This is a genomic window from Lacisediminimonas profundi (assembly GCF_008831265.1).
In the GTDB taxonomy this organism is placed as follows: Bacteria; Pseudomonadota; Gammaproteobacteria; order Burkholderiales; family Burkholderiaceae_D; genus Lacisediminimonas; species Lacisediminimonas profundi.
Window position 1 is genome coordinate 52,121 of record NZ_VTTH01000004.1, and the last position, 19,940, is coordinate 72,060.

General features: G+C 60.3%; 17 protein-coding genes. 5 read left to right on the plus strand and 12 right to left on the minus strand.

Going from position 1 to position 19,940, the window contains the following annotated elements:
• Positions 1 to 105 precede the first annotated feature (105 nt).
• Complete coding sequence (locus FVE66_RS12555; RefSeq protein WP_151447799.1) at positions 106 to 855, plus strand: IclR family transcriptional regulator; 750 nt, start codon at positions 106 to 108, stop codon at positions 853 to 855.
• A gap of 56 nt (positions 856 to 911) precedes the next feature.
• On the opposite strand, the gene FVE66_RS12560 is transcribed toward FVE66_RS12555, so the two are convergent.
• From FVE66_RS12560 to FVE66_RS12575, 4 genes are all read right to left on the minus strand, one after another.
• Positions 912 to 2,261 carry an MmgE/PrpD family protein gene (locus FVE66_RS12560; RefSeq protein ID WP_151447800.1) on the minus strand — a complete coding sequence of 450 codons (1,350 nt, stop codon included), beginning with the start codon at positions 2,259 to 2,261 and terminating at the stop codon, positions 912 to 914.
• A gap of 58 nt (positions 2,262 to 2,319) precedes the next feature.
• The gene (locus FVE66_RS12565; RefSeq protein ID WP_151447801.1) at positions 2,320 to 3,465 is read right to left on the minus strand and encodes an acyl-CoA dehydrogenase family protein; all 1,146 of its coding nucleotides are present in this window, start codon (positions 3,463 to 3,465) and stop codon (positions 2,320 to 2,322) included.
• Positions 3,466 to 3,472: 7 nt separating this feature from the next.
• Positions 3,473 to 4,255, minus strand: coding sequence for an SDR family NAD(P)-dependent oxidoreductase (locus FVE66_RS12570; protein WP_151447802.1), 783 nt, complete (start codon positions 4,253 to 4,255; stop codon positions 3,473 to 3,475).
• A gap of 74 nt (positions 4,256 to 4,329) precedes the next feature.
• Positions 4,330 to 5,487: an acyl-CoA dehydrogenase family protein gene (locus FVE66_RS12575; protein WP_151447803.1), complete on the minus strand. Its 1,158-nt coding sequence runs from the start codon at positions 5,485 to 5,487 to the stop codon at positions 4,330 to 4,332.
• Between the two features lie 289 nt (positions 5,488 to 5,776).
• Between FVE66_RS12575 and FVE66_RS12580 the strand changes: the two genes are divergently transcribed.
• A complete protein-coding gene (locus tag FVE66_RS12580; protein WP_151447804.1) occupies positions 5,777 to 6,763 on the plus strand; it encodes a Bug family tripartite tricarboxylate transporter substrate binding protein in 987 nt (328 codons plus the stop codon).
• 77 nt (positions 6,764 to 6,840) lie between these two features.
• Here the strand turns inward: FVE66_RS12580 and mnmE are convergent, their stop codons facing one another.
• The 5 genes from mnmE to rpmH form a co-directional block, all read right to left on the minus strand.
• On the minus strand, positions 6,841 to 8,229 hold the full coding sequence (gene mnmE / locus FVE66_RS12585; protein WP_151447805.1) for a tRNA uridine-5-carboxymethylaminomethyl(34) synthesis GTPase MnmE: 1,389 nt from the start codon (positions 8,227 to 8,229) through the stop codon (positions 6,841 to 6,843).
• Between the two features lie 135 nt (positions 8,230 to 8,364).
• Positions 8,365 to 10,038 carry a membrane protein insertase YidC gene (gene yidC, locus FVE66_RS12590; RefSeq protein WP_151447806.1) on the minus strand — a complete coding sequence of 558 codons (1,674 nt, stop codon included), beginning with the start codon at positions 10,036 to 10,038 and terminating at the stop codon, positions 8,365 to 8,367.
• A gap of 21 nt (positions 10,039 to 10,059) precedes the next feature.
• The gene (gene yidD, locus FVE66_RS12595; protein ID WP_151447807.1) at positions 10,060 to 10,320 is read right to left on the minus strand and encodes a membrane protein insertion efficiency factor YidD; all 261 of its coding nucleotides are present in this window, start codon (positions 10,318 to 10,320) and stop codon (positions 10,060 to 10,062) included.
• On the minus strand, positions 10,317 to 10,778 hold the full coding sequence (rnpA, locus tag FVE66_RS12600) for a ribonuclease P protein component (RefSeq protein ID WP_151447808.1): 462 nt from the start codon (positions 10,776 to 10,778) through the stop codon (positions 10,317 to 10,319). Before rnpA ends, yidD begins: the two co-directional genes overlap by 4 nt.
• The gene (gene rpmH / locus FVE66_RS12605; RefSeq protein WP_129166618.1) at positions 10,738 to 10,872 is read right to left on the minus strand and encodes a 50S ribosomal protein L34; all 135 of its coding nucleotides are present in this window, start codon (positions 10,870 to 10,872) and stop codon (positions 10,738 to 10,740) included. The genes rnpA and rpmH overlap by 41 nt, the downstream gene beginning before the upstream one ends.
• Positions 10,873 to 11,222: 350 nt before the next feature.
• On the opposite strand from rpmH, the gene dnaA reads away from it, so the two are divergent.
• The 3 genes from dnaA to gyrB all read left to right on the plus strand — a co-directional run bounded on the left by dnaA (position 11,223) and on the right by gyrB (position 16,516).
• The gene (gene dnaA / locus FVE66_RS12610; RefSeq protein ID WP_151447809.1) at positions 11,223 to 12,623 is read left to right on the plus strand and encodes a chromosomal replication initiator protein DnaA; all 1,401 of its coding nucleotides are present in this window, start codon (positions 11,223 to 11,225) and stop codon (positions 12,621 to 12,623) included.
• Between the two features lie 113 nt (positions 12,624 to 12,736).
• Positions 12,737 to 13,843, plus strand: coding sequence for a DNA polymerase III subunit beta (gene dnaN / locus FVE66_RS12615; RefSeq protein WP_151447810.1), 1,107 nt, complete (start codon positions 12,737 to 12,739; stop codon positions 13,841 to 13,843).
• Positions 13,844 to 14,023: 180 nt separating this feature from the next.
• Entirely contained in the window at positions 14,024 to 16,516 is a 2,493-nt protein-coding gene (gyrB, locus tag FVE66_RS12620; RefSeq protein WP_151447811.1) for a DNA topoisomerase (ATP-hydrolyzing) subunit B, read from the plus strand.
• A 143-nt stretch (positions 16,517 to 16,659) separates the two neighbouring features.
• On the opposite strand, the gene FVE66_RS12625 is transcribed toward gyrB, so the two are convergent.
• From FVE66_RS12625 to FVE66_RS12635, 3 genes are all read right to left on the minus strand, one after another.
• Positions 16,660 to 17,148: a hypothetical protein gene (locus tag FVE66_RS12625; protein ID WP_151447812.1), complete on the minus strand. Its 489-nt coding sequence runs from the start codon at positions 17,146 to 17,148 to the stop codon at positions 16,660 to 16,662.
• Between the two features lie 333 nt (positions 17,149 to 17,481).
• Entirely contained in the window at positions 17,482 to 18,609 is a 1,128-nt protein-coding gene (locus tag FVE66_RS12630) for an aminotransferase class V-fold PLP-dependent enzyme (RefSeq protein WP_151447813.1), read from the minus strand.
• Between the two features lie 129 nt (positions 18,610 to 18,738).
• Positions 18,739 to 19,902: a formyltransferase family protein gene (locus FVE66_RS12635; RefSeq protein WP_151447814.1), complete on the minus strand. Its 1,164-nt coding sequence runs from the start codon at positions 19,900 to 19,902 to the stop codon at positions 18,739 to 18,741.
• Positions 19,903 to 19,940 lie beyond the last annotated feature (38 nt).

The following is a 19,940-nucleotide window of genomic DNA, read 5'->3' on the forward strand; positions in this document are numbered from 1 at the left end:
CCAACTGATATACTCGGCCGACTACAAGTAGCCCCGGCCGGGCAACTACCATGCTGCGTTGGTTGATCCGGGCCACTTTGAAAAAACAAACTCTTCAGGCTTCCTGTGCGCGCTGCTGACCGAATCCTATCCGTTCTTGATGCCTTTGACCCAGGCAGACCGAAACTCACGATGCAGGAGATCAGCGAGCGCATCGAGCTGTCCAAGGCGACCACGTTCCGGCTGGTTAACAGTCTGGTAGATGCCGGGTACCTGGTCCGCCTCGAAGACCAGCGTTACTGCCTTTCGATGAAGCTGGTGAAGCTGGCCGGCATCGTCGCCAGCGGTCTGAGCGTGCGCGATATCGCGCACCCCAAGATGGTCGAGATTGCCGCGCAGACCGGCGAGACCATCAGCCTCAACACGGCGGTGGGTAGCGATCGGGTGTGCGTCGATGTGGTGGAGTCGAGTTCGCGGATGATGCACATCGTCACTCTTGGCGAACACGCCCCCTTGCTTTACGGGGCGACGGGCAAGGTGCTGCTGGCACACCTGCCTGATGAAATCCAGGCATCCATCGTCAAGTCGCTGCCACGCAGCGCCAGCACGACGCAACTGGAATTGAAGTCCGAGCTGAAAGAAATCCGTGCCAGTGGCTACGCGCTCACCTTGAGTGAACGCGTGCAAGGCTCGCTGGCAATTTCGGTTGCGATCTACGACATCAACGACCGCGGCCAGTTCGCGCTTACGATCACAGGTCCCGAAAGCCGCATGAAGGGACATAAGGACGAATACCTCGCGCTGATGTTGCAGGCCCAGCGGGATATCTCGTCAAAAATGGGATCCGGCCGTTTTTCGGTCGTCCAGGCTAAGTAGCGCCAAGTTGCTCCAGGTAGCGCTACCCCTGGCTGCGTAGCGCTACCTGCTTCTGCTTACAGAGCCGCCAGCTGAAGCTCCCTGACGTTCGTCACCGTATCAATGGCCCACAGGTCCGACAGCAACTTGTCGCAGCGCTGATCTCCAATCACAGGCCCGACCAGCTCCCTGAACTTGTCCTCAACCTGTGCGTCGCTCAACGGTGCTTCCGGGTCACCTAGCCGATAGGGGGCGAAGAACGCGAGCTGTTCGCCATTCTTCAGCGTGATCTGAACGTGCGCTGCTCGCTGGCCCGGAAAACCCGCCGTCAGTTCTGCATCTTCCAACAGCTCGATATCCTGCATCAGGGAGCGGATCTGCGGGTCGGACATACGCTCGGCATCGAAGGCGTTCAAGCGCACCGAGCCATACTTGGCGGCATGCGCAACGACGTAAGGGATGCTGAACTTGCCCTCGAAGGCGGAGCGCGGATTCCTGATGCCCGCCACTTCGACGGCTGCGCGGTAAGTGCGGATCGCAATGCGCGCAATGTCGTCGATCTTGAACCCGTGCCTGGTTCGCAAGGCGAGCAGCGCATCGATCGCGGCAAAAGTGTGGCCGCAGCAGCCGTGGTTCTTCAGGGTGATGGCGTCGATATTGAACCGTTCCCCCAACCCATCCGTGGCTCGGGACCAGGTCGGATTGCCGCCCAAGGCGGCGCCAAAACCAACTTCACCTTCCAGGATGTCCAGCACGCCGGTCAGGCCGTTGGCCGCGCCAAAGGCAGACGTGACGCCGACCCAGGCTGCGTGCCCTGGATGCAGGGCCTTGGTCATCGCATCGGACCTGAAAGCCTGCTGCAGCCCTGATGCAAATGTTGCCGAGGTCGCCAATGCGTGCGCGGAGACCGGTGCGGCGTCCGGTGCAATCAAGCTGGCAGCGGCGGCGGCCGCACCGAAGCAACCGACCGTGCCGGTCGTATGGAAGTGCTTGTAGTGCGCTGGCTGAACGGCAGCCCCGATACGGGTCGAAATTTCGTAGCCGATCGTTATCGCCTCCAGCAATCGGGTGCCGGATGACTGCAGGTGCTCGGCTACTGCCAGCGCAGCGGAAATGGTCGGGCAACCCGGATGGTAGGCGGCGTCACGGAAAATATCGTCGAACTCGATCGCATGCGAGGCGCTGCCGTTGATCCATGCCGCCGTCCCTGGCAGCGCAGTCGTCGCCGCGCCTGGCAGGCTGGAGTGACCCAGGCCCAGTTCGTACGAGTGCGCACGCCGGAGCGTCGTGGCAGGTTCCACCAGCGCACCTGGCAATAGCGATGCCATCCAGTCGATCAGTACGCGTTTGGCCGCGTGCTTGATCTCCGGTTTGAGTCCCGCCCTGGATTGGGCGACGGCGTATTCCGAAAGGGTGTCTAGGATCAAATCTTGCTCCTGAAAGGCGTTTGGCGGACCTTGGAAATCAATGTCCGCCACGCGTTCGTCAAAGTGCGCTTTCCCCGGTGATTTCGCGGCCGGCGATCAGCGTAAGAATTTCATAGGTTCCGTCGGGGATCGTGAACATCTTGATGTCGCGCGTTTCGCGCTCGATCCCTGTTTCTGTCGCCAGGCCCATCCCGCCACACAGGCGCATCGCAATGCTCGCCGCTTTCTCTGCAACGCTGACGCCCTGGCGTTTGGCCATCGCCGACTGCGCTTGCGTGGCGGATCCCTGGTCGGCCGCATGCAGCGCGCTCAGGCAGAGCAGCCGTGCAGACTGGATCGACGCATCAATATCCACCAGCGCCTCTTGAACCAGCTGCTTGCGTGCCAGCGGCGCGCCGAACTGGACCCGTCCCTTGACATGTTCCAGGGCGATGTCACGCGCTCTTCTGGCGGCGGTGAGCGCCAGCAATCCGAATAGCGGGCGATTGATCAGCCACGCCTGGGTCAAGGTCTTCATGGTGCTGTTGTCGTTCCCGAGCGCATTGGCGCGGGGCACGGGCACCTGGCTGAAGTTGAGTTCGCTCAGGTGGCCCTGGCGCAGGCCGACACAAGGAATTTCGGCCGCAACATAGGGCGATACGCTGCGTTCGACCATGACGCGCAGCAGCTCGCCGCTCTCATCCGACTTGCCGGTGACCAGCGCGATGTCCGCGATGGTGCCGTTCGTGATCCACTGCTTGGTGCCCGAGATCAGCATCTGCTGCGGGTCGTCCGATGCGGTGAACTTGAGCTTGATGCTGCGCGGATCGGAGCCGGTGGTCGGCTCGGTGGACGCGGTACAGGCGATACGTGTTCCGGCGATCAGTGACTCGAAAATTTCCGGGAAGGTTTGCGCGGCGCCACTGGCGTAAAGCCGCGAGGCGGTGCCTTCGTGCGCGATCAGCGCGACAGCGATTACCGGTGGAAGTTGTTCGAACACGAGGGCGTAGTCCAGCGCACCAAGGCCGCTGCCTCCTCCCTCCACCGGTACGCGAGCACCGGTGAGTCCGAATTCTGCCAGTGCACCCAGGATCTTGAGCATCGCGCTCTTGGGTAGCGGCTGGTCGGCTGGATGTTCCGCCAACCATGGCATAAGGCGCCCTTGCGACAGGCGGATGGCTGCATCTTGCAGCTGTTGCTGCTCGGAGGTGAGATTGAAGTCCATGATTTGTTCAGAGCATCGTGAATCCGCCGTTGACACTGATTACCTGACCGGTAATCCACTTGGCATTTTCGCTGAGGAGAAAAGCGACCAGCGGCGCAATGTCCGAAGGCTCGCCGATGCGTCGCAGCGGGTACATCTTTTCGACGGTTCGTACCCGGCGCTGGTACTTTTCCTCGCCCATTTTCTCGCGCAGTGCTGCTTCGCGCTTCATTCGCATCGGGGTATTGGTTGCGCCTGGAGAAACGATATTTGCGGTGATGCCGTCAGGGCCGACCTCCTGGGCAATCGACTTGATCAGGGCAGTGACTCCTGCCTTGGCCGCGGCGTAATAGGAAAGCCGCGCCTGGCCGACCCGCGCCGAATCGGACGAGAAGCATACGATGCGTCCGAATTTTTGCGCGCGCATGACCGGCAGGATCGAATGCAGGCAATGCATGGGACCCATCAGGCAGACTTCCAGCATGCGGGTCCAGTCCTGTGCCGACGATTCCATGAAAGTCTTGTCATCAAGGATGGCAGCGCTGTTCACGAAATAGTCGATACGGCCAAATTGAGCGACTGCCTTGTCCACCATTTCCTGGACCGACGCCGGCTTGGCCAAATCGGTCTGGACAAAAATGGTCGGCGTGACCTTCCCAAGTTCAGCCGCTGCTTCTTCACCGGCTGCGATATTGATATCGGCCAGGACCAGCCGGACGCCTGCTTGGGCAAGCTCGTTGGCCACCTCGCGGCCGATGCCCTGCACGCCACCGGTTACGACCGCCACATTCCCCTGCATTTTAAGATCCATCAGTTTCCCCGTTCCTTGGGGTGGTGCCTGTTGTCAGCCACCCACCCGATTCAAATAACGCAACTTCACGCGGCTCAAGCTTGTTTTGGTGCTCGTTGAGAGAAGCTGCGGCCGAAAACGCCCTCGGCGATCCGGTTCTTCAGCATTTCAATGGAGCCGCCGGCGATCATCCAGCCGCGGATACGCCGTACACAGTACTCGACCAACGCCTCCTGGCTGAAACCCATTCCGCCCATCACCTGCAGCGCTTCATTGGCGACGAACCACCCCGCCTCGTTGCACGCCAGTTTGGCCATGGCCGTGCTCTGGGCCGAAGGGAGCTGATGCTCTCCTTCAAGAGCCGCCTTGTATAGCATCAGCTGCGCCTGTTCCAGCCGCATCCACATATCTGCGAACTTCCATTGCAAGCCCTGGAATTCGCAGAGCGCGCGCCCGAACTGCTTGCGATTCATGGCGTGTTCGCGCGCAACGTTGTACGCGTAGCGGCCGAGCGCGAGCGAGCGGGACGCATTTCCCAGACGTTCGACGTTAAAGCCGGAAATCTGCTTTTTGAATCCGCCAGGGCCGAGCAGCAAATTTTCGGCGGGGACACGGGCATTTTCGAAATATAGCTGACTCCATTGCTCGCCGTTCATGAAGCTGGCGGGGTTTCCGACCGTGAAGCCGGGCGCACCCCGCTCGACCAGGATGGAACCGATGTTGTCCAGTCCGGGGCCGAAGCGTACGTAAATCAGGAACAGCGAAGCTTCCGGACTGTGCGTCGAGAAAATCTTGCTGCCGTTGATGACATAGCTGTCTCCATCCAGCTGGGCCGTGGTCCGGAGTTCGGTCACGGCCGATCCGGCGTCCGGCTCGGTCATGCCAAGTGAAATGAGCTTTCGGCCACCCAGCAGATCAGGCAGGAAGCGCTCCTTTTGTTCCTTCGTCGCATATTCCACGAAGGTCCGAATCGGGCCGAAGTTGCCCGCCTGCACGATGTCCGCGCTTTTCGGACAAGCCAGCGCGACCTGCTGAATCGCAAGGACCGCATGCATCAGCGTTCCGCCCTGCCCTCCGTCGCTCTCGGGAAATGCAATTCCCAGCAGGCCTTGCTCCGCCAGCAGCTTGGCCGTCTCCCAGGGATAGTGGGGTGAATGTGCGCGTTCCAGCGCACCTGCTGCGAGTTTCTCGTTGGCGAACCGGCTGACGGAATCCGCAAACGCACGATGTTCTTCGCTAAGTTCAAAGTCCATGAGTTGTCTTTTTCTCTGAGCCGGAATATTTTTCCGGTAATTTCAAACAATGAAACGAGTTCCAATCAGTAAGCAGAATACACGACAAATCGCGCGCATGAAAGTGGGATGTGCTGAAAATTGCGCGGCGCCCGGGACAGTCTTGTTTGCGTTCCTTAAAGAGGATGATATCCTATCTACCGAAACTGGTTTTGCTGGGTGAAACTTTATCCAGGCCGCCGCCATTGACCATGAGGCGTCAGCTTCAGGACACCAGCGGACAACTGACCGGATTATTAACGGAGACAAAATGAAATCCACCATCAGACATTTCCTGCGCGCAAGCGTGTTTGCAACCATTGTCCTTGCGGGCGCAGTGCAGGCCCAGGATGCTTACCCGAACCGGCCGATCAAGATCATTGTCGGACTTGCACCAGGGGCCTCAACCGACTTTATCGCCCGTGAGATGAGCAGGAGCCTGAGCGAGCGGCTCAAGGTGCCCGTCGTAGTTGAGAACAAGCCGGGAGCGAACACGATCATTGCCAGCAATCAGGTCGCCAAGGCGGCTCCCGATGGCTATACGCTGCTGCTCTCCAACAGCATGAACGCCACGAATCCCTGGGTTTACGACAAGTTGCCGTACGACTACCGCAAGGACTTGAAAAACATCGTTCTGATCGGCGTATCGCCTAACCTGATGACGGCCTCGCCGAAGCTGGGGATCAATAACTTGCAGGAGTTGATTGCGTTCGCAAAGAAGAAGCCTAACGAGTTCTCCTACGGAACGGCCGGTGTTGGTTCCATTCACCATCTGTTGATGGCCATCATCGCGCAGCGTGCCAACATCCAGTTGAACCACATTCCATACAAGGGTGCGATGGGCGCCGTGCAGGACGTCCTGGGTGGCAACCTGTCCGGATATTTCGGCACCATTACTTCGCAGCGCGATTTTGTGAAACGGGGCGACCTGAAGCCCCTCTTCGTCACCACCGCGACACGTTCCAAATACATGCCCGAGGTGCCAACGCTGGCTGAGAACAACTTGCAGGGCCTGGAAACCGGATACTGGCTCGGACTCTCGGGACCGGCCGGGCTCCCCCCTGCAGTGGTCAACCTGCTGAACAAGGAAGTCAACGAGATCCTGAAGATGCCTGCGGTGATCGAACGGCTCGAGAAGCAGACGATCAGCGCCGCAGGTGGCTCGCCCGCCGATATGGACAAATATTTCGAAAACGAACTGCGCTTCTGGAAAGAAGCCGCTTCTGCCGCGAAAATCGTCCCGACCGCTGTAAATTGATGGTGACTTGTGGCCTTGTTCGCCAAGCGGCAAGGCCGTGAAAGGATCCGCCCCCGGAATTCCGGCGGCGGGTCCGTTTATTTTCCGATACAGAACCTGCTGAATATCACTCCCAGCAGGTCGTCGGATGTGAACTCGCCGGTGATGCTGTTGAGCCGCTCCTGCGCCAGCCGCAGTTCCTCCGCGAACAGGTCCAGTGCCTCGTCATTGCGGGCGGCCAGTTCGGCTGCGACCTCGAGGTGCTCGCGCGCCGCCTTCAGTGCAATCAGGTGTCGCTCGCGCGCCAGGTAGACCGACTCTGCGGTCTGCTGCCAGCCTGCGATGCGCAACAGTTCCGTGCGCAACAGGTCGAGGCCGACCTTGTCGGTTGCCGAAAGATAGATATGGGTTGAATCGGACAGCCGGTCAATGGCTGGCCGATGACCCGACAGGTCAATCTTGTTCCACAGCCGGATGACCGGTGCGCCGCCCGGCAGCTTGTCCACGATCGCTTCATCGCCGCGCGTCGGTCCGCGGGTGGCGTCCAGCATGTGCAGGATCACGTCAGCGTTCTCCACTGCCTGCCAGGTCCGCTCGATGCCGATCCGCTCCACCTCGTCAGTCGCTTCCGATGGCTCGCGGATGCCAGCCGTGTCGATGATATTGACCGGCACCCCGTTGATCTGGATGGTCTGGGTGACCTTGTCGCGGGTGGTTCCGGCGATGGGGGTGACGATGGCGATGTCGGCGCCGGCAAGGGCATTCAGCAGTGACGACTTGCCGACATTGGGTTGGCCGGCCAGCACCACATTGATCCCCTCCCGCAGCAATGCACCCTGCGCCGCCTGATCGAACACCGCCGTCAGGTCGGCGCGTATCTGTTGCAGTTGGCCGCGCGCGTTGGACTTCTCGAGGAAATCGATCTCCTCTTCCGGAAAATCCAGTGTCGCTTCGACCAGCATGCGCAGCTGGATCACGCGCTCGACCAGTCCGTGGATCTTTTCCGAGAACGCGCCTGACAGCGACTGCGATGCCGACTTGGCAGCCGCTTCGGTCGACGCTTCTATCAGGTCGGCAACCGCCTCGGCCTGCGCCAGGTCCATCTTTCCGTTCAGGAAAGCGCGGTGGGTGAATTCGCCAGGCTCGGCCAGCCGCAAGCCCAGCTCCTTGCCGGCTTCCAGGCAGCGCTGCAGCAGCATCTGCAACACGACCGTGCCGCCGTGGCCCTGCAGTTCCAGCACGTCTTCGCCGGTATAGGAGTGCGGCGCCTTGAAATAGATGGCGATACCGCGGTCGATCAGCGTGCCGTCGGCCTGCACGAAATCCAGATAAGTGGCATGGCGTGGTTGCAAGCTGGCGCCGGGCGCCAGGCGGCAGACCGCGGGTATCAGTGCGCCCAGGTTCTTGCCGGAGACACGTACTACGCCGATACCGCCGCGGCCTTGCGCGGTGGCGATGGCGGCAATGGGGAGGGAATCATGAAGCATGGCGATATTTTAGAGTGGAATCCCGTGCCTTTGCTTGAGCCCAACTGGAGCGCAGGAAAAAAGCACGGTGAAACAGCAGAATGAAAAAGGCCCGCGCGGCAAATGCGGCGCGGGCCTATCACTGAACTGGTGTTATCAGGCGGCGTTGGCGCGCTCGATGTTCTTCGTGATCACCCACTGCTGTGCAATCGACAGCAGGTTATTGACCACCCAGTACAGGACCAGTCCCGACGGGAAGAAGAAGAACATGACCGAGAACACGATCGGCATGAACAGCATTACCTTGGCCTGCACCGGATCGGGCGGCGTCGGGTTGAGCTTGGTCTGCACGAACATCGACACGGCCATGATCACCGGCAGGATGTAGAACGGGTCCGGCGCTGCCAGGTCATGGATCCAGCCCAGCCACGGCGCGTTGCGCATTTCCACGCTGGCCAGCAGCACCCAGTACAGCGAGATGAACACCGGGATCTGGATGACGATCGGCAGGCAGCCGCCGAGCGGATTGATCTTCTCGGTCTTGTACAGCTCCATCATTGCCTGGTTCATCTTCTGCGCGTCGCCCTTGTGGCGCTCGCGGATCTCGGTCATGCGCGGCGTGACCGTTTTCATCTTGGCCATGCTGCGATAGCTGGCTGCCGACAGCGGGAAGAAGGCCAGCTTGATCAGGATCGTCAGCGCGACGATGGTCCAGCCCCAGTTGGCCAGGTATTTGTGGATCTGCACCATCAGCCAGAAGATCGGCTTGGCGATGATGGTCAGCCAGCCATAGTCCTTGACCAGTTCGAGGCCGGGCGCAATTTTCTCCAGGCGGTCGGTTTCCTGAGGACCCGAATACAGCTTCGAATCGACCGAGGCGGTGGCGCCAGGAGCGACCGTGCCGATCGGCATGATGGTGCCGACCGAATACAGGTTGTTGTCGACTTTCTTGGCGAAAATCTCGCGCTTCATCTTTTCGGGCGGCACGAAAGCCGACACGAAGTAATGCTGGATCATCGCAATCCAGCCGTCGTCGGCCTTGTTTGCATGGTCAGCCTTGCCCTTTTCGATCTTCTCGAAGTCAAGCTTTTCGAACTTGCTGGCGTCCGTATAGACTGCCGGGCCAGTGAAGGTGCTGTAGAAATGCGACTCGCCTTCGAGCTTGCCGCCGTCACGCACCAGTTGCAGGTAGAGCGACGGGGAAACCGGCGCACCACCCACGTTCTGCACGTCGTGCCGCACGCCGACCACGTAATCATTGCGCTTGAAGGTGTAGGTCTTGATCAGCTTGACGCCGCCTTCCTCCGCTTCCAGCACCAGCTGGAGTTGGTCGGACGAGCCCATTTCGCGCGAACCAGGACGTACTGCGAACGGCGTGCGGTGGTTGGGGTAGGCGCCGCCGATCAGGCCGGTCTGGCCAAGATACGTGCGGGTGGGGCTGGAGTCGAACAGCACCACGTTCTTGGTCGGATCGTTGCTGTCCTTGTGCTTGAGCAGTTCAAGCCGGCGGATCTCGCCGCCGACGCTGTCGATCTGGACCTTCATCAGGTCGGTCGTGACCGTCACCTTTTCGGCGACCACGGGCGCGGCCGCCGGCGTTGCCGCGGCTGCAGCTGCAGCGTTCGAAGGAACCTGTGCGGCCGGCGTGACGCTAGCTGCCTGCGGCACATCGGATTTCTTCGCGGGAGGTGCTGACTTGTCGGCGGCCTGCTGTGTGGCCGTCACCGGGAAGAACAGCGACGGCTTGCCGTTGTAGCGCATCCAGTTGTCCCACAGGATCAACAGCGACATCGAGAAGACGACCCAGAGGACAGTACGTTGGATATCCATGGTGTTTGGTTTCAGTTCTGTTTAGTGTGAGGCTGGCGCCGAGTCTGGCGAGCGAGACGCGGGTGCGGAAGGTTCCGGCACAGGATCATACCCGCCCTCGTGCCACGGGTGGCATTTGCACAGGCGGCGTCCGGAAAGGGCGAACCCCTTCATTGCGCCGTGGCGACGGATCGCCTCGGAAGCAAAGTCGGAACAGCTGGGATGGAATCGGCAGTTGCGGCCAAGATACGGGCTGATGGCGAGTTTGTACAGCCGCAACAGGATCAGTAGCAATCTGCTCATCGGCTTGTTCCTTCGGCGGCAAGTTGTGATGCCAAAAGAGTCATGATCTGTTCGCGCAAACGCTTTTTCAGCACGGCGGACGAGGCGGGCCCCGCCTTGGTATTGATTGCCGAAGACAGCCGGATGATGCAGTCGAGCGGCGGCAAGTCGCTCTGGCGAAAAACCTCGCGCGCGACCCGCTTGATCATGTTGCGGGTGGCCGCACGCTGTGCCAGCCGTTTGGCAGCAACCACGCCAAGACGTGCCTGTGCCAGGCCGTTTTGCCTGGCATACAGCGTGAAATTGCTGGTCCTGAACACGGGACGCAAACGAAAAGCGGATGAAAACTCATCCGCTTTTAGGATACGTTGTGCCCGGGTGTAACGAGCCTGTTGATTGACTGTCACGCCGGCAGGGGCAGCAGGCGAAGCGTCGGGCTTATACAGCCAGGCGCTTGCGGCCTTTTGCGCGGCGGGCATTGATCACGGCGCGGCCGCCACGGGTTGCCATGCGTGCGCGGAAGCCATGGGTACGCTTGCGGCGGACGACGGAAGGTTGGTATGTGCGTTTCATTATCGTTCTCGCTAGTCAGCTGAATTCGGAAAAGGTCTTACGGGATAGGGGTCTGGCACCCGCTTCATGCAAGGCGCCTCTCCGGCTGGCCGCGACAGCAGCCAGCCGGAGAGGCAGGACATGCGGCAACGACGGACAGCGAACCCGAGATTAGACCTCAGTTTCTGCTTCTGTGTCAATCACTTGGCAATCTGACGGGCTTTGGCGGGCGGCAAAATTTGGCTGCTGCCTGTGGATAACTTGGCCTGCCCGGGGTAGAATAGCGGCACACAGCAAGACCTCCTGCCTGTATAAAAATGCACATTAAAAAGGCAGGCTGCAGCACCCCCCGCTCACATCGAATCGAATTAATGGAAGATTTTTGGCAGACATGTTCCGCGCAGCTGGAACAGGAGCTGACGCCTCAGCAGTTCAGCGCCTGGATCAAGCCGCTCGTGCCCCTCGACTACGAGGAGGGACGCCTGCGCATTGCGGCGCCGAACCGGTTCAAGCTTGATTGGGTCAAGACCCAGTTTGCCAATCGCATCACGGCACTGGCAGCCCAGTACTGGGAGTCGCAGATCGACGTGCAGTTCGTGCTCGACCCGCGCGGCAATGCCCGCAAGGCGCCGGTGAACGGCGCGCCGGTTGCCGTCAATGGGATGGCCATCCCTGCCGGGCCGTCGGCCGAAGCCATGCCGGCGGCGGCATCGCGTCACCATGATTCAGTGGAAGAGAATCCGCGCCGCGAGCAAAGCCGCATCAATGCGGCGCTGACCTTCGACAGTTTCGTGACCGGCAAGGCCAACCAGCTGGCGCGCGCAGCCGCAATCCAGGTTGCCAATAATCCGGGCAGTTCGTATAACCCGCTGTTTTTATATGGCGGCGTCGGCCTCGGAAAAACCCACTTGATCCACGCGATCGGCAATCAGGTGCTGGCGGACAATCCGAATGTGCGCATCCGTTACATTCATGCCGAGCAGTATGTGCGCGACGTCGTGACCGCTTACCAGCGCAAGGGTTTTGACGATTTCAAGCGCTATTACCATTCGCTGGACCTGCTGTTGATCGACGATATCCAGTTCTTTGGCGGCAAGAGCCGCACGCAGGAAGAATTTTTCTATGCGTTCGAGGCACTGATTGCTGCAAAGAAGCAGATCATCATTACCAGCGACACCTATCCGAAGGAAATCACCGGCATGGATGACCGGCTGATTTCGCGCTTCGACTCCGGCCTGACGGTGGCGGTTGAGCCCCCCGAGCTGGAGATGCGGGTCGCGATCCTGCTCAAGAAAGCCCAGCAGGAAGGCGTGAACTTTTCCGACGACGTCGCATTTTTCGTCGCCAAGCACCTGCGCTCCAATGTGCGCGAGCTGGAAGGCGCGCTGCGCAAGATCCTGGCCTACTCGCGCTTCCACGGCAAGGACATCACCATCGATGTCGTCAAGGAAGCGCTGAAAGACCTGCTGTCGGTGCAGAACCGGCAGATTTCGGTGGAAAACATCCAGAAGACGGTGGCCGACTTTTTCAACATCAAGGTCGCCGACATGTATTCAAAGAAGCGGCCTGCGAATATCGCCAGGCCGCGGCAGATTGCGATGTACCTCGCCAAGGAACTCACGCAGAAGAGCCTGCCGGAAATTGGCGAGTTGTTTGGCGGACGCGATCACACCACGGTTCTGCACGCAGTACGCAAGATCGCGGCCGATCGCGGCAAGAATCCGGAGTGCAATCATGAATTGCATGTGCTGGAACAGACGTTGAAGGGATGAAGCGGAGGGCCCGGAATGGTGATTTCGGGCCGGTATCCGGAAGCGACAACCAGTAGTGACGCCGCGGCAGGGCGTCGGCAGAACATGTCATAACCTCATAACAAGGAATAAGCATGCAATTGGTCAAAACCCACAGAGACACGCTTCTGAGGCCACTGCAGATCGTGAGCGGTATTGTCGAGCGTCGGCACACCTTGCCGATTCTGGCCAATATCCTCATCCGCAAGGAAGGCGAGCAGGTTTCTTTCCTGTCCACCGACATCGAAGTGCAGATCACGACGAAGGCAAATATCGGCAGCGGCGGCGACGTTGCCGCCACCACGGTCGCGGCCCGCAAGCTGCTCGACATCCTGCGCGCCCTGCCCGATAGCAACGATGTCGCGCTGACGCTGTCCAACAAGCGCATGACGGTCCAGTCCGGCAAGTCGCGCTTCGCGCTGCAGACCCTGGCCGCCGACGACTTCCCCACGGTTGCCGAAGCGGGCACCTACAACGCCACCGTCAAGCTGCCGCAGAAGACGCTCAAGCACCTGTTCAACATGGTGTATTTCTCGATGGCGCAACAGGACATCCGCTACTACCTGAACGGCCTGCTGCTGGTCGTTACCGGCAACCATGTGATCGGCGTGGCCACCGATGGCCATCGGCTGGCTTTCTGCCAGGTCGCGGTCGAGCAGGAATTGCCGCGCCAGGAAGTGATCATCCCGCGCAAGACGATCATCGAGTTGCAGCGCCTGCTGGACGACAGCGATGACGAGGTGCAGATTGATATCGCCACCAACCAGGTCAAATTGACCTTCGGCGACATCGAACTGATCTCCAAGCTGGTCGAGGGCAAGTTCCCCGATTACACGCGGGTGGTTCCAAAGGGCTACAAGAACAGCTTCACGATCCGTCGCGACGAACTGCTGCATGCGCTGCAGAGGACCGCGATCATGACCTCCGACAAGTTCAAGGGCGTGCGCTGCCTGATCGCGCCCGGCAGCCTCAAGATCAGTTCCACCAACGCCGACCAGGAAGAAGCGGTCGAGGAACTGGAAATCGATTACGGCGGCGACAGCATCGATATCGGCTTCAATGTCACTTATCTGCTCGATGTCCTGAACAACCTGAAGACCGACAACGTGACCGTCGCGCTTGGCGACGCCAATTCGTCGGCCCTGATCACCGTGCCCGAGAACGAGGACTTCAAGTATGTCGTGATGCCGATGCGCATCTGACGCTCATGCCCTCTCCCCCGGGAGAGGGCTGAGGTGAGGGGGCGGGCCACCCTGGTGGCGCCGTTCTGCGAAGCCCCCTCACCTCAGCCCTGTTCGGCCGGCTGTTGCAGTGAATAACCCCTTCCCCGGCGTAAGCGGGTCATTGCAGGAAAGTACGCCGCCTGTTTTTTGAAAGTAGCCATGTCAGCGATTCCAGTGGAAAACAACCCGCAAAACCAGTACGGCGCTTCTTCCATTCAGATCCTTGAAGGTCTGGAAGCAGTGCGCAAGCGTCCCGGCATGTACATCGGCGATACGTCCGATGGCACCGGCCTGCACCATCTCGTGTTCGAGGTGCTCGATAACTCGATCGACGAATCGCTGGCGGGGCACTGTACCGAGATTCACGTCACCATCCATGCCGACAATTCGATTTCCGTGACCGACAACGGCCGCGGCATCCCGACCGGCATCAAGTGGGACGACAAGCACGAGCCCAAGCGCAGCGCAGCCGAGATCGTGATGACCGAGCTGCATGCCGGCGGCAAGTTCGACCAGAATTCCTACAAGGTCTCCGGCGGCCTGCATGGCGTTGGCGTGTCCTGCGTGAACGGACTCTCCAAGTTGCTGCGCCTGACCATTCGCCGCGACGGCAAGCAGTACGCGATGGACTTCGTACGCGGTGTTCCGCAAAACCGTCAGGTCGAAACGATCGACGGCGTGCAGGTTTCGCCGATCAAGGTTGTCGGCGACACCGACAAGCGCGGCACCGAAGTGCATTTCTGGGCCGACGAGGAAATTTTCACGAACGTCGAATTCCATTACGAAATCCTGGCAAAGCGCATACGCGAACTGTCATTCCTGAATAACGGCGTGCACATCCGGCTGACCGACCAGCGCACCGGCAAGGAAGAAGAATTCGCGTTCGAAGGCGGAACCCGCGGCTTTGTCGAATACATCAACAAGGCCAAGAACTCGCTGCACCCGAACATTTTCCAGGCCACCGGCGAGCGCATGTCGGACCAGAACACCAACATCAGCGTTGACGTCTCGATGCAATGGAACGACGCCTACAACGAGCAGGTGCTGTGCTTCACCAATAACATCCCGCAGCGCGACGGCGGCACTCACCTGACCGGCCTGCGCGCGGCGATGACCCGCGTCATCAACAAATACATCGACGAGAACGACTTCGCCAAGAAAGCCAAGGTCGAGGTGGCCGGTGACGACATGCGCGAAGGCCTGACCTGCGTGCTGTCGGTCAAGGTGCCCGAGCCCAAGTTCAGCTCGCAGACCAAGGACAAGCTGGTGTCGTCCGAAGTGCGCGGTCCGGTCGAAGAGATCGTCGCCAAGACCCTGACCGACTACCTGGCCGAACGCCCGAACGACGCCAAGATCATCTGCGGCAAGATCGTCGAGGCCGCCCGCGCCCGCGAGGCAGCGCGCAAGGCGCGCGAACTGACCCGCCGCAAGGGCGTGATGGACGGGCTGGGCCTGTCCTCCAAGCTGGCCGACTGCCAGGAACGCGACCCCGCGAAATGCGAGTTGTACATCGTCGAGGGCGACTCCGCAGGTGGCTCCGCCAAGCAGGGCCGCGACCGCAAGTTCCAGGCTATCCTGCCGCTGCGCGGAAAGGTGCTGAACGTCGAGAAAGCGCGCTTTGAAAAAATGCTGTCCTCCGAGCAGATCACGACGTTGATCGCGACCCTTGGCACCAGCATCGGCCCTGATGAATTCAACATCGACAAGCTGCGCTACCACCGCATCATCATCATGACCGATGCCGACGTCGACGGCGCCCACATTCGCACCCTGTTGCTGACCCTGCTGTACCGGCAGATGCCCTTGCTGGTCGAGCGCGGTCATGTGTACATCGCACAGCCGCCGCTGTACAAGGTCAAGCATGGCCGCGACGAGCGCTACCTGAAGGACGACGTCGAGGAAGCCAGCTACATGATGCAGATTGCGCTGCAGGACGCGCAACTGGTGCCGCAGGAAAATGCAGACCCGATCACCGGCGAAGCGCTGGGCGAACTGGTCCGCCAGTTCAATACCGCCAACGCCATCATCATGCGCTTGACGCGCGCGATCGACAGCGCCGCGCTGTCGGCAATCATGACGGGCGTTACCCTCGACCTGGACTCGCGCGAGCAGGCGCAGGTTTCGGCCGATGCACTGGCTGCCGCGATCAATGATCCGAGTGTCAGGGTCACAGTCAGGGCCGGCGACGAACTGTCCGACAAATCCGCACTGCGCATCGAGCGCACGCTGCACGGCAACGTCAAGGTCAGCGTGATCGACGCCGACTTCACCCACGGTCCGGACTATGCGGTGCTGTCAGGTGCTGCCGCCACCTTCAGGGGCCTGATCGGTCGTGGCGCGCTGGTCCGGCGCGGCACGGGCGAAAAGGTCAAGGAAGTGGCGATTCGCGATTTCCAGCAAGCGATGAACTGGCTGCGCGACGAAGCCGAACGCGGCGTAAGCAAGCAGCGCTACAAGGGACTGGGCGAGATGAACCCCGGCCAGCTGTGGGAAACCACGATGGATCCGACGGTGCGGCGCCTGCTGAAGGTGCAGATCGACGATGCGATTGCCGCCGACCAGATGTTCAGCACCCTGATGGGCGATGATGTCGAACCGCGACGGGCGTTCATTGAACTGAATGCGCTGCAGGCGGGGAATATCGACGTTTGATCCCCGTCGCAGGGCATCCCATAAGCTGAAACATAAAACCCCATAAGTTTCTCAACTTATGGGGTTTTTACTTTACGGCCACACCGATCGCGTCACGGTGCAATACGCCCGACCCGCTTGTGGCGAGCCGGACCGCATCAGGCTTACTTCTTTTCTGCAGCCTCGACCTTGTCGCGGCCAGCATCTACGGTCTTGTCTTGCGCCTTGACCGACTGCTTGTCCTTGTACACGGCTTGCGAATCTTTCGATTGCGCTGACATCTTGCCGGCCTTCTTGTTGGCTTTCAGTTTCTTCTTGTTGGCTTTCAGAGTTTTCTTTGACTGCTTCAATGCTGCTTTGTCGGACGTCATCTGCGGGCCGGGTTCGCCGGCCGCGATATTTTGCTTCATGCCCTTGACGTTGCGTTTGTCCAGTCGCACCTGCTTCTCGTCTTTGGATTCTGCTGCCGCCAGGCCTGACTTGGTGTCTGCCTTCAGCGTTTTCTTGTCTGCGTCGAGCTTCTGCTTGGCCGCGCTCAATGCGGTTTCGTCAGACTTCAGTTGTGCTTTGTCGTTGGCGAGCGTGGCCGGTGCTTGGGCGAAAGCTGCGCCTGTAAAGGTAACGAGCAGCAGGCTGGAAAGGATAGTGCGCATTGGTTTCATTTGATGCCTTGGTGGGGTTCAGGTGACTACACAACGGAGTGTGGCCTACGGGCAAGCTCCGGTATGTGCGGCAACGTACGTGGCATGCGACCACGAATTGAAACCGGGGATATCCAAATTCACCCTGCACGTGGCAGGCAATGTTGCAAGCTTCGGCGCATGCGAAAGCCAGGCTGACCGGGTTTTGCCAGTCAGGCCTGCCGGGTTGGCACCATATTGAAATCGTGGATGTACTGCGGCAACTGACGCGCGTGCTGGACGATGGGATTTACCTGACGCCGACTTTACTCAGGTTCTCCCGCCGCCCAATGGCACGCCAGTTTTCTAGATTACCGCGTCCAGAGCCTTGGCGAAGTTTGCGACGGTGCGCTCGATGTTGTGCAGCTTGTCCAGGCCAAACAAGCCGACGCGGAAGGTCTTGAAGTCAGCCCGTTCATCGCATTGCAGTGGCACGCCCGCTGCGGTCTGCAGACCCGCCTCCGCAAATTTCTTTGAGGACTGTATGCCGTCATCGTTGGTGTAGCTCACCACCACGCCGGGCGCTTGAAAACCTTCTGCGGCTACGCTCCTGAATCCTTTTGCGACCAGCAGGGCCCGCACCCTGTCACCGAGTTCCTGTTGCTCGGCACGGACTTTGTCGAAGCCGTATGCGGCGGTCTCTGCCATGACGTCGCGCAGGACGGTCAGCGAATCCGTAGGCATGGTGGTGTGGTAGGCGAAGCCGCCCTGCTCGTACGACTCCATCATCTGCAACCACTTGCGCAAATCGCATGCGAAGCTGGTGCTCTGGGTCGAGTCGATTTTGTCTCGTGCGAGTGAACTCAACATCACCAGGGCGCAGCCCGCCGGGGAACTCCAGCCCTTTTGCGGCGCGCTGACCAGGACGTCGACGCCAATGGCTTGCATGTCGACCCATATGGTCCCCGAGGCGATGCAATCCAGCACGAACAGGCCGCCCACCGCATGCACGGCGTCGGCGACTTTGCGCATGTAGTCATCGGGCAGCATGATCCCGGAAGCGGTTTCCACGTGCGGTGCAAAGACCACCGCCGGTTTGGTTTCCTTGATCGCGGCCACCACTTCGTCGACAGGAGGCGGCGCAAAGGCTGCCTGCGGGGAATCTTCCAAGGGGCGCGCCTTCAGTACCGTGGTACCGGAAGGAATGCTGCCCATGTCAAGGATCTGGCTCCAGCGGTAGCTGAACCATCCATTGCGGATGACCAGGCAATGCTGCTTGGTCGCGAACTGCCGCGCCACCGCTTCCATGCCGAAGGTGCCGCTACCGGGAACGACAATGGCCGACTGAGCCTTGTAGACCTGTTTCAAGGTCTTGGAAATGTCCCTCATTACGCCCTGAAAGCGTTGCGACATATGGTTTATCGCACGATCGGTGTAGACGACGGAGTATTCGAGAAGACCGTCGGGATCGACCTTGGGTAGTAGACCTGGCACGTTTGCTCCAGCAAAAATGAATCGAATTCGGCCTGGCCAGGGTTTGCCTGGCCAGGCCACAAAAGGCAAGAAATGCCGCTAGACTTTTACTGCTCGGGCCACCGGAAGCGGCCCGTCACTGGCACTGGCTCAAGTCGACGCGTCAGGCGCTGGCTTCTCGCCCAAGGCGATGTCGACCACCATCTCGTGCGCCAGGGTGCCAAGCTGCTGCCGCAGGTCATCCACGGACAACTTGGCAGGAACCAGCAAGTGCGCGCCGATCTTGAACGTCTGCTTGCCGGACACGCCGCTGCGAACGATCTCGGTGTGAATGTTCTCGATGCTGATACCGCGTTCGGCCAATATCTTGGTCAGGCTGCTGACGATCCCGACCCGATCGTCACCGACCAGTTCGAGCTCGACGCTCTTCATCGAGTCGGATACCTTGGCGCCGTCGCTCTTGGCAACGACCACCTGGAGTCCACTGGATTCCAGTCCGCGCAGCGCATTTGCCAGCGCGTCCGCGTTCTCGCGCGGCACCTCGAAGTGAACCATGCCGGCAAATTCCCCGGCAATCCTGGTCATGCGGCTCGCCGCCCAGTTGGCGCCGTAACGCTGCGCACGGTCGGCCAGCGAGCTGACGATGCCGTGACGGTCGGCGCCCACGATCGAGACGACCAGCGAGGTAGTGGTCGACGTGACTTCCTCCGTCAGCACCACCGACCTGCGGATCATCTGGGCCTTGGTGGCGAAACGCGGGTCTTGCGGGAAAGCGGGAAGCGCGCCGTGCAATCTGGCGTGATGGGCTACCTTGCTCAAGAGGGTCAGGCCCATCGGCGCCAGCGCCCGCTCCCACAACTCGCGCGCGGTTTCACCCTTTGCGACAAAGCACCAGTCCTGAGCGGCGATGGCGCCCGCATCCCAGCCGTCGGCCAGGTGATAGATCGAGCCGCCAGCGATCGGATCGCCCTCCAGAATCGTCCATTCGACCGCAGCAATGCCGCGATGCCGGGGCAACAGCGACGGGTGATAGCCGATGCCGCCCAGACGCGAGCGCGCGAGCGCCTCGTCGCTCACTCGTGCATGCGTGTGCGCAGCGATGATGAGATCGGTACCCTCTGCAATCGCCTCTCCCGGTACAAACTTGGGGTTTTCCAGCACATGCAGCGGCACGCCGGCCGCCCGCGCGGCCTTGGCCAGCCGATCATCTTCAGCGGGAGCAACGACGCTCGTAAATTCGATCCCTTCTTCCTTGCGTAAGGCCTCGAACACCGAGGCGCCGAAGAAACGGGATCCTACCAATGCACATTTCATTTTTTCCATTCCTTCATTCATCCATGCACAAGCGGTGC